Genomic DNA, 14467 nt, shown 5'->3' with positions numbered 1-14467 from the left:
CATTCTTAGTTTCCTGAATTATATCGTTGAAAATGATAAGAACCAGTATTTTTAAAATACCTTTTCAAAAATTTGAAACCGCGCAGCTAAACATTTTGGAAAAACAAGATCGTAATCAATATTTTTAAAACGCCTTTTCAAAAAAAATTGCAAACAGTTTCTTTTTAGGTGAGGATGAATGTACACAAAGTGACAAGGCCGATGAGCCAAATCACGACACTACCTATTACTGAGGAAAACGACATGATTCTTGATTCATTTAACCTTGAGGGCAAAGTTGCCATTGTGACTGGTTGTGATACTGGTCTTGGTCAAGGTATGGCACTTGGTCTTGCAAAAGCAGGCTGTGACATCGTTGGTGTAAACATCTGTGAGCCAACAGAAACAATTGCAAAGATTGAGGCCGAAGGGCGTAAGTTTGTCGATATCCGTGCCAATCTGATGAAGCTAGATGATATTCCATCCATCGTAGATCGTGCCGTCACAGAGTTAGGTCGTATCGATATTCTCGTTAACAACGCGGGTATTATTCGTCGTAATGATGCGATTGAATTTTCTGAGCAAGATTGGGATGACGTGATGAACATCAATGTGAAGTCTGTGTTCTTCATGTCTCAGGCTGTTGCGAAGCAATTCATTGCGCAAGGTGAAGGCGGCAAGATCATTAACATTGCATCAATGCTTTCTTTCCAAGGCGGAATTCGCGTGCCGTCATACACCGCTTCTAAGAGTGGCGTAATGGGTGTGACTCGCCTGATGGCAAATGAATGGGCAAGTCATGGGATTAACGTCAATGCGATTGCACCGGGTTACATGGCGACGAATAACACAGCGGCACTACGTGCTGATGAAACACGCAACCAAGAGATCGTTGACCGAATCCCAGCAGCGCGTTGGGGTACACCTGAGGATCTTGCAGGGCCTTGCGTATTCCTAGCGTCAAAAGCGGCAGACTACATTAACGGTTATACCATTGCTGTTGATGGTGGTTGGCTAGCACGCTAAAAATTGTGAGAAGGTGATTGTGGATAGCTTGATATTGGCGCAAGCGTTAGGGTTTATAAGTTTTGGTTTGGGATTCTCCGTCTTCTACCAGAAAAATGACAGGCACCTAAAAATCTTGATGCTGATTTTTAATCTCAATCATCTTCTCCACTTTTTATTACTCGGTTCGATGGTATCGGCATTAAGTGCTTTGCTTTCGGCTCTGAGAACAACAACAGCGATTTTTGTTTCATCCAAGCGAGTTGCTGCTGTTTTTATTGTGATTAGTTTAGTCAGTGGGTTCTGGCTTGCAGAGCAATGGCGTGATTTGTGGCCAATTATAGGTACCTCGATTGGGACATACTCACTGTTCTGCTTATCTGGGATAAGAATGCGGATTGGCTTCTTGATCGGAGCTTCTTGTTGGCTAACTAACAATATTTTAGTGGGTTCTATTGGTGGAACACTGTTAGAAATGACAGTTATTGTGATGAATATAATCACCATTTTTCGACTATATCGTCAGCGTTCTGAACCCATGATCAATCAAGTGATTAGGTGAACCATGTTCGTATTAAACCAAGACATTCCGATGGAAGATCTCGGCGCAGGTATTTCACGCAAAGTTCTCGCTCACAGCGATAACATGATGTCCGTCGAAGTCCATTTCGAAGAAGGTGCTATTGGCGCAATGCACAGCCACCCTCATGAGCAACTAACTTATGTTCTTTCGGGTGAGTTTGAATTCACTATTGGGGAAGAGAAAAAAATCGTCAGAACAGGCGATACTATGTACAAAGAGCCAAATATTGAACATGGCTGTGTTTGTCTTAAAGCGGGTGTCCTTATCGATACTTTCACCCCGATGCGCAAAGATTTTGTTTAAAAATTGAAATTAGAATGCGGTGTATCCGCAGGAGTAACACATGAAAATTGCACTAATGATGGAGAACAGCCAAGCAGCAAAAAATGCGATGGTGGCTGGTGAATTGAACTCTGTAGCGGGTGGCCTAGGTCACGATGTTTTCAACCTAGGTATGATGGATGAAAATGATCATCATTTAACCTACATTCACTTAGGTATCATGGCGAGCATTCTACTGAATTCGAAAGCCGTCGATTTTGTTGTGACAGGTTGTGGTACAGGTCAAGGTGCTCTGATGTCTTGCAACCTACACCCTGGTGTAGTTTGTGGCTACTGCCTTGAGCCGTCAGATGCGTTCCTGTTTAATCAAATCAACAATGGCAACGCGATTTCACTTGCGTTTGCTAAAGGTTTTGGTTGGGCGGGTGAACTTAACGTTCGTTATATCTTCGAAAAAGCCTTTACGGGTAAACGTGGTGAAGGCTACCCAATTGAGCGTGCTGCTCCACAACAAGCAAATGCTGCTATCCTAAACAACGTTAAAGCAGCGGTGGCAAAAGACGTTGTTGAAGGGTTACGTGCGATTGATCAAGAACTCGTAAAAACAGCAGTAGGCAGCACACAATTCCAAGAGTGCTTCTTTGCTCACTGCCAAGTGCCTGAAATTGCAGAGTACGTAAAAACACTCTTAGATTAAGCACTCATTTTATCGGGAAATAAGTTCAAGCCAGCGTCTGCTGGCTTTTTCATATTTATCCTCAATGGATGGCAAATCTCTGGTATTAAGATCTATATCCCATATTTAATGAACCGATGTTTTATTTTTATTGTTTGGTGGTTTTATTGCTGAGATAATAGCGATATTAAGTAATCTGGAGACTTCCTATGAACCCAATCAATCGCGTCGCCATCATTGGCGAATGTATGGTGGAGCTTAAAAAACAAGATGGAGCCCTTCAGCAAGGATTTGGTGGCGATACACTCAATACCGCTGTTTATCTGTCTCGTTTAACGAAACAGCAAGGAGTAGAAACTTCTTATGTTACGGGTCTTGGACATGATCCCTTTAGCCGTGAAATGTTAAGCGCTTGGCAGGATGAAGGGCTTAATACGGATATGGTCTACCTTTCTCAAGATAAACTCCCTGGGATATACGCAATCGAAACAGCAGACGATGGCGAACGTAGTTTCTTTTACTGGCGCAATGACTCTGCGGCAAAGTTTTGGCTGCGTGAGCGAGCGTTACTATCATTGGTCAAAGATCTCTGCCAGTATCAAATGATCTATTTGAGCGGTATTAGCTTGGCTATCATCGCGGATGATTGTCGCCAGACTTTGATTGAACTCTTGTCTATGTGTCGAAAAGAGGGGGTTGTGATTGCTTTTGATAACAATTTCCGTCCTCAACTTTGGTCAAGTGTTGAACAGGCCCGAGATTTTTACGCGCAAATCCTTAGCCTTACCGATCTGGCCTTTTTGACATTTGATGATGAGGTGTTGCTCTGGGGCGACAAGCATGAAGATGAAGCGATTAGTCGTGCGAAAAACTTTGGTGTGAAAGAGATAATCATCAAACGTGGGGCGGACGATTGCTTTGTTGTGACCGCAGAGCAGCAACATACGATAGCAGCCATAAAGGTAGACTCTGTTATCGATACGACTGCGGCTGGAGATTCTTTTAGCGCTGGTTATCTGGCAAAAAGAATTTTAGGCGGAGACCTTGCTGAGTCTGCGCTTGCTGGGCACAAAGTGGCTGGTACTGTTATTCAACATCGTGGTGCGATTATTCCAAGCCAAGCGATGCCAACTATTTAAGGAACCTGAAATGAAAGATCTTAACCAACAACTTGCAGAGATTAAAGTTGTCCCTGTCATCGCAATCAAAGATGCTGGTAAAGCTGTTAAATTGGCACAGGTACTCATTGAGAATGGTCTCCCGTGTGCTGAAGTCACTTTCCGTACAGAAGATGCGGCATTGGCGATCAAAAACATGCGTGAAGCTTATCCAGAGATGCTAATTGGTGCGGGAACCGTGTTAACAAGTGCGCAAGTCGATGAAGCGATTGATGCGGGTGTAGACTTTATTGTTAGCCCAGGTTTCAACCCAACGACGGTAAGATACTGTCAACAACGCAACGTCACGATTGTCCCTGGCGTAAACAACCCAAGCTTGGTTGAACAGGCGATGGAAATGGGATTACGCACCCTGAAGTTTTTCCCTGCGGAGCCTTCAGGAGGTGTCGCTATGCTTAAAGCGTTATCTGCTGTCTACCCGGTGAAATTTATGCCTACAGGTGGTGTTAGCCCAAGTAATGTAAAAGACTACCTATCGATATCGTCTGTTTTAGCTTGTGGCGGTACTTGGATGGTTCCTGGTGAACTCATTGATAACGAGCAGTGGGATGATTTGGCGAAACTGGTACGTGAAGTGGCAGGTATTATCGCATAGGTGATATACCGTTCGTTATGAGATCGCACTTCGTGCTTAGCTCTCATCGATAAACTTTCATTGAACGCCTGCGATAACGCAGGCGTTTTTTTATCTGGCGACACGAATCGGGTTAGTTACATCCGAGCCCTCTTACCTATCGCTTAGTTAATACTTTTGCAGTTTGTGTTTTGCCCGAGGTTCGGGTTTAAGCAATAGCATGCTAAACAGCATTACCATACAACCAATCGCGACAAAAATCGGCTTAGAAGGCGCAGAGAGACCAAAGCCTGCGAGGATCAGTAATAGGCCAGCCAACGCCGTGAGTGATCCCACGTAGATCCCTTGCTTGTGATTGATTGGGGATTGTTCATCTTGACTGAGCGGAGTGGCCAACTTCACGGAAAGTTGGCCTCGTTGTTGTTGGATTGCCTCAGGTTCTTTGGCGTAAAAAATACGGGTAGATAAAAAGAATCCTCCGGTAACGATCAAATGCAGAAGGAGAGTCACTACCACGGTAAGGTCTTTACTTTCTCTTGCTGTAAGAGTGGTTGAAGATAGCCAGTTGATGTCAAAGATAAACATCATAAATAGCGATACCGCGCATCCGACGATGACGGTTGCCCATCCAGACCAGTTTGGCGTTTTTAAGGTCACCAGTGCCAGCAGCGAAGGAATGTTGATTGGCATTTGAATAAATGCTGCAAACATAATCATCATGTCAAACAAGCTATGCGATTCGACCGATGCCAATAGCAATGCAGTGATTGTTGCGAATGCGCCAGACAACAAGGTCGCCACTTTACCAGCCACTAACTGTTGACGCTCGTTGGCTTCAGGACTTATCCACACTAGATAAAGGCTTTTCACCACAATACCGGCATTTCGGTTATGGGCTGAAGTGAGTGGTGCAATGGTGGCTGCGACTAAAGCAACCATGACCAGTCCCAAAATACCCTGTGGCATATAGTGCTGGATGTAGTAGAGGTAGGCGGCGTTGTTAGCGTTCTGTTCTAAAGCAGGATAGATAGCAAATAGATTGATGTTCTGCGCTGCGACAAACCAAGCAGGCATAAACCACAATATGGGGGCAAAACCAAATAGCACTCCCGCCACGAAAGCCGCTTTAGTGGCATCTTTGTCGTTTGCAGTGGTGAGGAAGCGATAGCAACTCAACGTGTGATTATTGCTCATGGTTTGCTGGACAAGCATCGCGACCGCCCACATAGCAAACAGTGATGTTGTACTAATTTTGTCACCGTAGATTGGACTCACATGAGCAAAGATTTCAGTAGGTGAATTGAAATTTTGTAGTGCTGTAAAGCCGATAACCAAGGTGATCGAGATAAGCAGTATTAATTGAATAACGTTAGTGACAGAGACTGTCCATGCGCCACCACTCACTGCGATCAAGGTGACAATGACCCCCATGGCAATGATGGTGGTCGAGACGTCAAAGGCAAACACAGCGGAGAAAAATGCCGCCAATCCATTCATCCAAATTGCGCAAGCAATCAAGGTCACAGGAAAATTAAATAGGGTAAATACCTGCTCAGAAGCGTACCCAAAGCGAGCTCGAATCACTTCCATCGCAGTTTCGACGCGCAGCCTTCGATAACGTCTTGCAAAAAATGCTGCCGCCACAAAAAAGCCTATGGCGTTACCCCAAAAGATAAACATCACGCTAATACCATCTTCATAGGCTTTGGCTGCCGCGCCGGTAAATGTCCATGCTGAAAATTGAGTCATGAATGCGGTGGCGCCAGCCATCCACCACATCATGGTTCCGCCACCTTGAAGAAAGTGGCTAGACGATTGGGAAAAGCGACGAAAAAGCCACGCGGCGATCCCAATGAAGAGCAGATAGATCATTACGATCATCGAATCTAATAAAGTCATGTGTCGGAGCTCACGAAAAAATTAAAACACTGTTTTAAAGATCACAAAAATTTAGATGAGAACTTTATCAACTCTGAATAATGAATATATTAAAACAATATTTACTATAAAATGAAATGGTGTTTTAAAATGAAAATCAGATACCTTACTTCTGCACTCCTACTTGCAATGACCTCTGGCTTGGCATCTGCCGCTTCTGTTGATATTCGACATGAATATGTGCCTGATCGTGATGGCGATGAACATAGAGATCGTATTTACGTTTCTCATCGTTTCGATAATCAAATCGGCTTTAGCGTCGAAGCTAAATGGGATTACAAGAATAGTCATATGAGTAATGCTGGTCACGAAACTGGTCTCAACTACCGCTGGAGAATGACTGACAACTTTTCTCTGACTCCAGGTATTAACATTGATTCGAGTCCTTCAGGGGCATCCGTGTTTAAGTACAACTTAACGGGAGCATACAAAATCAATGATGAGTGGGATGTCGCAGCGCGTATTCGCCACGGATATAAAAACACCGATGATTCTCGCTATAACCAGCTCAACCTCTACGCAAACCGTAAGTTTGAGTGGGGCAAGTTAGGCGTTGAAGCGGAATATAAAGATATTCATGGTGGTGAAGGCGGTTGGAAAGACAAAGGCTATGACCAACTGTTCGATTTCAAAGGTGAATACACCAAGCTAGAGAATGGTGTGATTCCATATTTTGCCGTTGCCGCGATCACTCATAAAGGGGATGGGGCAGAGTTTAAGGATGAATATATTCCTCGTTTCCGTGTTGGTTTGAAGTACAACTTCTAACAAGGAAAAGTGATCATGAAAAAACACACTTTAGCCTTATGCCTTGCGGCAATATTAACCCCAACGGCCTATGCGACGGATATCAAGGTCGAAGACCTTACGTGGAAAGCAATCACTTTTGGTCAGTCAACTGACATGAATTTTGGCTCTACAATTCTTCCGCAGAAAGTTGGCGTTAACCAAGTTACTGTCAATGGTGATGTGCTTGAAGCGGGCAAGTTAGCTTCAGCATTTACCATTGAAAGCCGTGGAGGAAAGCTTGCTAACTCTCATGAGGGGCTCACCTTTTACTACACAGAACTGCCTACCGATGTGAACTTTACTCTTAGTGCAGACGTGGTGTTAGAGCAACTTGGTCCTGAAACGGGTGCCACGCCAAACCGCCAAGAAGGTGCTGGCTTGATGGTTCGCGATATTTTGGGCGCAGAGCGTTTGGTCCCTCAACCTGAAGGTCATGAAGAATTTCCGTCAGCGTCAAACATGGTGATGAACTTACTGCGTTCTCATACTCGTAGCAACGACGGAATGACAAACATCAATGCTTCATTCCGTGAGGGGGTCTATCAGCCTTGGGGAACGCCAGGTAACCGCTTAAGTCGAGTCGACTATGCAGAAGGCGTTCCGTATGGTGAATCTGAAACTTACCGTATGACACTGACACGTACCAATGACGGCTTTAAAGTTAGCTACCGCAATGGTGATAACTTTTTCGAGCAAGCGGTAAAAGGGGCGAATGCCAACATTGTAGAGATGCAGAATAAAGAATCTCAGTACGTTGGTTTCTTTGCATCACGTAACGCCAAAATGCAAGTGAGTAACGTTGATTTGCAACTCTCTTCAGCCGATACCGTTGACGCTCCCAAATACACCTCGAAGCAGGGAGATCTCGTCTTCCAAATCGCTTCTTCACCACGCACGACGACCAGAGATTATCCAGTTCAAGCTCGAGCCAATTATTCCGGTGAATTTGAACTGCTTCACAACGGCAAATCGGTTGTAAAGCAAACGGTGAATGCGGGTGAGTTATTTAGTCACAGGTTGACTCTGGCAAATGATGTCAATGAGTTAGACGTGAAGTTTAAGGCTATTGATGGACCTAATACAGAGCTGCAATCTCATCGTTACAGCGTTGATCTTGTTGCTGTAGATAATCCAATGGTGCTTTATGTTGCACCGAATGGAAGCGCTACAGGTAATGGCTCTCACTCACAGCCTTTAGATTTAGCAACGGCAGTGGAACTGCTTCCTGCTGGTGGAACTATCTATTTGAAAGAGGGGGATTATCAAGGTATTGAAATCCCACTTACAGCGAGTGGTAGTCCCGATAAGATCAAGTATCTGCGTGCAGATGGAGATAATGTTCGCTTTATTTCCGAGCTCCTACATGACGCAAACTACTGGCACTACCAAGGTATTGAAGTCGCCGGGGCACAGTTCATTGTGCATGGTAGCCATAATACCTTCGAGAAAATGGTGACTCATAGCGCACCGGACACAGGTTTTGTTATTACGTCTCCAGAAAATATCGGCCGTGCCTTGTGGGCGAGTTACAACCAAGTGATCGATAGCGAAAGCTACAACAACATGGATCCATCTCAGATCAACGCAGATGGTTTTGCCGCCAAGATGCGGATCGGAGATGGTAATAGTTTCATCCGTTGTATCTCTCATCACAATATTGATGATGGATGGGATCTGTTCAATAAGGTTGAAGATGGTGCAAATGGCGCGGTGACTATCATTGACTCCATTGCATTCAACAATGGGCGCACCCTAGAAGTGGCGAATAAAGGCGGTACGATCGGTAATGGTTTCAAGCTTGGTGGTGAAGGTATCCCAGTGCCACACGTAGTGAGAAACAGTCTGTCTTTCAACAACAACATGGATGGGTTTACCGACAACTTTAACCCTGGATCCTTGGTGCTCAGTGATAATGTATCGATTGATAACCATCGATTTAATTATCTATTCCGCAAGAGTCCATACTCTGATGATATTGAGCAAGGTACTTTCACTAACAATCGTTCATACCGCTTCCACGTGAGCAGCCAATACGATGACGTGATCAACAGTGCTAAGTCGATAGGTAATGCATTCATTGAAAGTGGCACAACTCTCAACAGCGACGGTAAAGCAGTAGACAGCAAAGCGCTTACCCCGTTGAAGCAAGCAGCAGTCATTGATAGTCAGCAAGATATGCCTGGCAAGCAAGAAGCCATTCTGCTTAAGCAACTCATCAACTAATGAGTAATTAAGGGCTCTATCGAGCCCTTTTTTTATCAAAACTCGCAATACAACGGTCTCACTTTTACCTTTTCCGACTTGTCAGTGACAATCTCCTTGAACTTCTATTATTAACTAAGGGAAGCGTGGAAAAGAGGGCATACATTCCCTGTTATTTACAAGATGATCACTATTGATCTCTATCACACTTGTGGGTAAAAAAATAAAAATGAACCGTTGTTTTGATTTTTGTCTCAGTTAGCTTTGTTTTTTGAAATTATAATTTATCTAAATTAAAACAGCGTTTCGAGGATTCTATTATGGAATACGATTACTTAGTAATAGCAGGCTACTTTGCCCTAATGGTGGCAATCAGCTTGCTGTTCAAAAAGATGGCAAGCAATAGTACCAGTGACTATTTCCGTGGGGGCGGCAAGATGCTCTGGTGGATGGTTGGTGCTACAGCCTTTATGACCCAGTTCTCAGCATGGACCTTTACGGGTGCAGCTGGTAAAGCATTTAACGATGGTTTCGCAGTATTAGCGGTATTTATCGGTAACATGGTGGCGTACGTTTTCGCTTACTTCTACTTTGCTCGCCGCTTCCGTCAAATGCGCGTTGATACGCCAACAGAAGGGGTGAAACGTCGTTTTGGTAACACCAATGAGCAGTTCTTCACTTGGGTAATTATTCCCCTAAGTGTCATTAACGCGGGTGTTTGGCTAAACGGTTTGGGTGTGTTTGCTTCTGCGGTATTTAATGCAGATATCGTGACTACTATTTGGGTGACTGGCCTTGCAGTACTGGCCATTTCGTTGCTCAGTGGCGCATGGGGTGTTGTTGCATCAGACTTTATTCAGACACTTGTTGTTGCCGTAATCTCGATTGCGTGTGCGGCGGTTGCACTTTACGTGGTGGGCGGTCCTGGTGAGATCGTTACTAACTTCCCTGGTGGTTTCATCATGGGTCCAGACATGAACTACCCACTTCTTCTAGTCTGTACTTTTATCTTCTTCGTCGTAAAACAGCTTCAAAGTATCAACAACATGCAGGAATCTTACCGTTTCCTGAACGCTAAAGATTCTAAGAATGCAAGTAAAGCAGCATTGATGGCGTTAGTGATGATGGTGTTTGGTGCGATTATTTGGTTTATTCCTCCATGGGCGTCAGCAATCCTATACCCAGATGCAGCCACTCAGTATTCATCTCTAGGCGCGAAAGCGAGTGATGCGGTCTACCTAGTGTTTGCGCGCGAAACTATGCCTCTTGGCACTGTTGGCCTGCTGATGGCGGGTTTGTTTGCCGCCACTATGTCTTCAATGGATTCTGCTCTAAACCGTAACTCAGGTATTTTCGTTCGCAGCTTCTACTCTAACATCGTGCGCAAAGGTAAGGCTTCAGATAAAGAACTGTTACGTGCGGGTCAGATCGCGTGTCTGGTGAACGGTATTCTCGTTATCATGATGGCTCAGTTCTTCAACTCGCTGAAGCACCTAAGCCTGTTCGATTTGATGATGCAAGTTGCGACTCTGCTTCAATCTCCAATTCTTGTTCCGTTGTTCCTAGGTATCATCATCCGTAAAACACCTAAATGGGCGCCATGGGCAACCGTTGTTGTGGGTATGTTTGTGTCTTGGTCGGTAGTGAAGATTTTCACTCCAGAGTTTGTTGGTAGCTGGTTTGGCATTGATGAATTGACACGTCGTGAAGCTGGTGAAATGCGCACTATGATCACTATCGCTGCGCATCTTGTCTTCACTGCTGGTTTCTTCTGTCTATCTACTCTGTTCTACAAAGAAGAGACAGATCCGCACAAAGAGATCACTACGGAGTTCTTTAAAGATGTCGACACTGAGTGTGTGGCGGAAGAAGGTCAGGATATTGTCGACCGCATGCAACGTGCAAAATTGGGGTCACTGGTTATCTATATGGCAGCAGGTTTAACTCTGATGGTGTTGATTCCAAACCCTCTTTGGGGCCGCCTATTGTTCCTTGCATGTGCAGCTGCTGTGTTTGCAGTCGGCTATGGCTTGAAAAAGAGTGCCAGGCTAGATGTACAGACGGCGAGCGTCGCGACAACAACGCAATAAACTGAATTTGTGATTTTGGCTGCCCTTATTTGGGCAGCCCTGTTTTGGAGATATATTATGGCTAAGGGTGACGTTATTACTCTCAACTTTGAAACCTTTGTTGACAGTGATACTCAAGTGAAAGTGACACGATTAACGCCAACTGACGTGATTTGTCATCGTAACTACTTTTACCAGAAGTGCTTTACTCAGGATGGAAAAAAGCTGTTATTTGCAGGTGATTTCGACGGAAATCGTAACTATTACCTGCTTAATCTTGAAACGCAACAAGCAGTCCAACTGACGGAAGGTAAAGGCGACAACACCTTTGGTGGTTTTATCTCGACTGACGAACGTGCATTTTTCTACGTAAAGAACGAACTAAACTTGATGAAAGTCGATTTAGATACGTTGGAAGAAACGATCATCTACACGGTTGATGAAGAATGGAAAGGCTACGGCACTTGGGTTGCAAACTCTGATTGTACTAAGTTGGTCGGTATTGAAATACTTAAACGTGATTGGCAACCACTCACGTCGTGGGAAAAGTTTGCTGAGTTTTATCATACTGCCCCGACATGCCGTTTGATTAAAGTTGATATCGCAACGGGTCAGTTAGAAGTGATCCATCAAGACAATGCGTGGCTAGGGCATCCTATTTATCGTCCATTTGATGATTCAACCGTCGGTTTTTGTCATGAGGGGCCTCATGACTTAGTGGATTCTCGTATGTGGCTAGTCAACGAAAATGGCAGTAATGTACGTAAAATTAAAGAACATGCGGAAGGTGAATCTTGTACTCACGAGTTTTGGATTCCAGATGGCAGTGCGATGGCTTATGTCTCGTACTTTAAAGGCCAAACGGATCGTGTGATTTACAAAGCGAACCCAGAAACACTCGAAAATGAGGAAGTGATGGTTATGCCGCCTTGTTCTCACCTAATGAGCAATTTTGATGGTTCGCTAATGGTGGGTGATGGTTGTGATGCCCCTGTCGATGTGGCGGATGCAGACAGCTACAACATAGAAAATGATCCCTTCCTATATGTGCTTAACACTAAAGCGAAGTCCGCACAGAAACTATGTAAACACAGCACGTCTTGGGATGTTCTTGATGGTGATCGACAAATTACGCACCCGCATCCATCATTTACTCCAAATGACGATGGCGTCTTGTTTACCAGCGATTTTGAAGGGGTACCTGCAATTTATATTGCTGAAGTGCCTGAGAGTTTCAAGCATTGATCACTAGCAGCGCGATTTAGTCGCTGCTTTGGTCACTCATTAAAGTCGTTATCACACCCGATTAACCATTGATGGTATCGGGTGTTTTTGTATCTATCGTTGCTGTTTATTACAAACCACTATTTTTTGAGCTTACAGATCAATAGAAGGCCGATTTCAAAGGCATGAGCTGAGATAGGAAACGCCTAACGGGCGTTAGAATGGGCTCTCTTTGCCGAGTTCATTGCAGATTGCAACAATCGCCAAAGAAAGCCCTGATTTAATAATCTGTTGCTGGCGTTGAAGCTGAAGCTGATAGAACTCTAAATCGATATCGCCGTCTGGCTCTGAAACCTCTAGTTGAACCATTCCCATAGTTTGAACCAAATTGAGTTTTTTTATCGGCGCTAGGATGGTTGGATCAGTAAAATCGTAGTCGGTGGCATCGCTATTGAGCGTATTTTTGATTTTGATAATGTCTTCAATGTCGTGGTAGACGTTATCGGGAAGTACACCTAGACCATAGAGTAGTTTTAAACGTACCGACAGATTACCGAGTGGGCCAGAGTCATGCAGTAAGGGACCAACAACAGACTGCACCGCAAAGTTATCTTTTTGGAAGATTCTCTGTATTAGCGCGTCAATTGACTCGTCAAATACGTCTACGGCAGCAATGAAAAAGCCACGCACCGAAGGGGCGCTATTGAGTCGCTCTATTATTTCAGTTTCACTAATTTTCTCTGCCATATACTGAACTAATTACTTTGTTGAAAAGGGGAGGTTTAACTCCCCCTAGTTTATTGTCGTTATAGTGTCTCGAAGATCGCTTGGATCTTGGTGACTTCTTTACTGTGTTCTTCTAAGCCTGTGTAGAGAGCCAGCGTTTTGTTAACGCCTAACTCTTTGAGGCTCTTTTGCAACTCAACGGCCTGTGGATCATCGCTGTTGTGGTACTTAAGTGCAGCTGCAATCCCTTTTAAAAGCGTTTTATTTTCAGTGCCATACTCGATTGTACCCAGTAATGGCTTCACTAATCTATCGTTTGCCCCTAATTTACGAAGAGGTTGTCTTCCAACGCGATCCACTTCATCGACCAAATAAGGGTTAGCAAATCGGCTGAGGATCTTGTCTATGTATGCGTTGTGCATGTCTGGGGCAAATCCATAACGACGAATTAGGACTTCACCACTCTCACGCATTGCTTGTTTAACATCGGCGTAAATTTCGGGATCTTCTATCGCTTCGCGGATTGTGCGATGACCTTTAAGGCAGCCTAAGTACGCGGTGATGCAATGACCTGTATTGAGCGTGAATAATTTTCGTTCTACAAACGCCATTAGGTTATCGGTTTTCTCCATACCTGAAATATCAGGAATTTCTCCTTTGAACTGTTGCTCATCGACGATCCATTCGCTGAAACTTTCTACGGTCACTTCGAGTGGGTCGTCATTCGCAGCTTCCGCAGGTGGGACTATGCGATCGACAGCCGAGTCTACAAATCCGACTAGCTCATCAGCTTTCGAATGAAGCGATGCATCGAGATGCTTGTATACCTGACCTTTTAAGTGAGTCGTACCTCGAATCATGTTTTCACATGCGATGATGTTGAGTGGCTTGTCGTTATTAACGGCAAAACGTTTAGTAATACCTGCCGCAATGGTTTTGGCTATGATGTCTAGTACGTTTGGCCCAACCGCCGTTGTCACCAAGTCGGTTTTAACAATTCGATCAATCACCTCTTCACTCGCCGAGTTCACTGCGGTGACATGAGTCACTGTGTCAATTTTGCACTCTGTACCAACCACTTTGACTTTATATTCTTGCTTATGACTAAGTTGATCGACCAAAGGGACGTCAACGTCGGCAAAAGTGACTTCTACGTCTGCATCTGCCAGCAATTTGCCAATGAAGCCACGACCAATGTTACCTGCACCAAAATGGACTGCGTTTTTCATAATACTTACCTAC

General features: G+C 44.4%; 13 protein-coding genes. 10 read left to right on the top strand and 3 right to left on the bottom strand.

Going from position 1 to position 14467, the window contains the following annotated elements:
• The first annotated feature begins 243 nt into the window (after positions 1 to 243).
• From kduD to ACQEXP_RS19415, 6 genes are all read left to right on the top strand, one after another.
• Positions 244 to 1005, top strand: coding sequence for a 2-dehydro-3-deoxy-D-gluconate 5-dehydrogenase KduD (kduD, locus tag ACQEXP_RS19440; RefSeq protein ID WP_269377551.1), 762 nt, complete (start codon positions 244 to 246; stop codon positions 1003 to 1005).
• A gap of 16 nt (positions 1006 to 1021) precedes the next feature.
• On the top strand, positions 1022 to 1546 hold the full coding sequence (locus ACQEXP_RS19435) for a YgjV family protein (RefSeq protein ID WP_269377549.1): 525 nt from the start codon (positions 1022 to 1024) through the stop codon (positions 1544 to 1546).
• A gap of 3 nt (positions 1547 to 1549) precedes the next feature.
• On the top strand, positions 1550 to 1870 hold the full coding sequence (locus ACQEXP_RS19430) for a cupin domain-containing protein (RefSeq protein WP_269377527.1): 321 nt from the start codon (positions 1550 to 1552) through the stop codon (positions 1868 to 1870).
• A 40-nt stretch (positions 1871 to 1910) separates the two neighbouring features.
• On the top strand, positions 1911 to 2546 hold the full coding sequence (locus tag ACQEXP_RS19425) for an RpiB/LacA/LacB family sugar-phosphate isomerase (protein ID WP_269377525.1): 636 nt from the start codon (positions 1911 to 1913) through the stop codon (positions 2544 to 2546).
• 188 nt (positions 2547 to 2734) lie between these two features.
• On the top strand, positions 2735 to 3664 hold the full coding sequence (locus tag ACQEXP_RS19420; protein WP_426971286.1) for a sugar kinase: 930 nt from the start codon (positions 2735 to 2737) through the stop codon (positions 3662 to 3664).
• A gap of 10 nt (positions 3665 to 3674) precedes the next feature.
• Positions 3675 to 4298 carry a bifunctional 4-hydroxy-2-oxoglutarate aldolase/2-dehydro-3-deoxy-phosphogluconate aldolase gene (locus ACQEXP_RS19415; RefSeq protein WP_269377523.1) on the top strand — a complete coding sequence of 208 codons (624 nt, stop codon included), beginning with the start codon at positions 3675 to 3677 and terminating at the stop codon, positions 4296 to 4298.
• 147 nt (positions 4299 to 4445) lie between these two features.
• Here the strand turns inward: ACQEXP_RS19415 and ACQEXP_RS19410 are convergent, their stop codons facing one another.
• Positions 4446 to 6176, bottom strand: a complete 1731-nt coding sequence (locus ACQEXP_RS19410; protein WP_426971285.1) for a sodium:solute symporter family transporter — start codon at positions 6174 to 6176, stop codon at positions 4446 to 4448.
• Positions 6177 to 6305: 129 nt separating this feature from the next.
• On the opposite strand from ACQEXP_RS19410, the gene ACQEXP_RS19405 reads away from it, so the two are divergent.
• The 4 genes from ACQEXP_RS19405 (at position 6306) to ACQEXP_RS19390 (ending at position 12520) form a co-directional block, all read left to right on the top strand.
• Complete coding sequence (locus ACQEXP_RS19405; protein ID WP_426971284.1) at positions 6306 to 6983, top strand: oligogalacturonate-specific porin KdgM family protein; 678 nt, start codon at positions 6306 to 6308, stop codon at positions 6981 to 6983.
• A gap of 15 nt (positions 6984 to 6998) precedes the next feature.
• Complete coding sequence (locus tag ACQEXP_RS19400) at positions 6999 to 9227, top strand: right-handed parallel beta-helix repeat-containing protein (protein WP_426971283.1); 2229 nt, start codon at positions 6999 to 7001, stop codon at positions 9225 to 9227.
• A gap of 299 nt (positions 9228 to 9526) precedes the next feature.
• Entirely contained in the window at positions 9527 to 11296 is a 1770-nt protein-coding gene (locus ACQEXP_RS19395) for a sodium:solute symporter family protein (protein WP_269377516.1), read from the top strand.
• Positions 11297 to 11353: 57 nt separating this feature from the next.
• Positions 11354 to 12520: an oligogalacturonate lyase family protein gene (locus tag ACQEXP_RS19390; protein WP_426971282.1), complete on the top strand. Its 1167-nt coding sequence runs from the start codon at positions 11354 to 11356 to the stop codon at positions 12518 to 12520.
• 195 nt (positions 12521 to 12715) lie between these two features.
• Here the strand turns inward: ACQEXP_RS19390 and ACQEXP_RS19385 are convergent, their stop codons facing one another.
• On the bottom strand, positions 12716 to 13246 hold the full coding sequence (locus ACQEXP_RS19385; protein ID WP_138970713.1) for an MltR family transcriptional regulator: 531 nt from the start codon (positions 13244 to 13246) through the stop codon (positions 12716 to 12718).
• A gap of 59 nt (positions 13247 to 13305) precedes the next feature.
• Positions 13306 to 14454, bottom strand: a complete 1149-nt coding sequence (locus tag ACQEXP_RS19380) for a mannitol-1-phosphate 5-dehydrogenase (RefSeq protein ID WP_426971281.1) — start codon at positions 14452 to 14454, stop codon at positions 13306 to 13308.
• Between the last annotated feature and the right edge of the window lie 13 nt (positions 14455 to 14467).

Source organism: Vibrio sp. TRT 1302, assembly GCF_050113875.1.
Lineage (GTDB): Bacteria > Pseudomonadota > Gammaproteobacteria > Enterobacterales > Vibrionaceae > Vibrio.
This window is presented reverse-complemented; position numbering and strand designations above follow the sequence as displayed.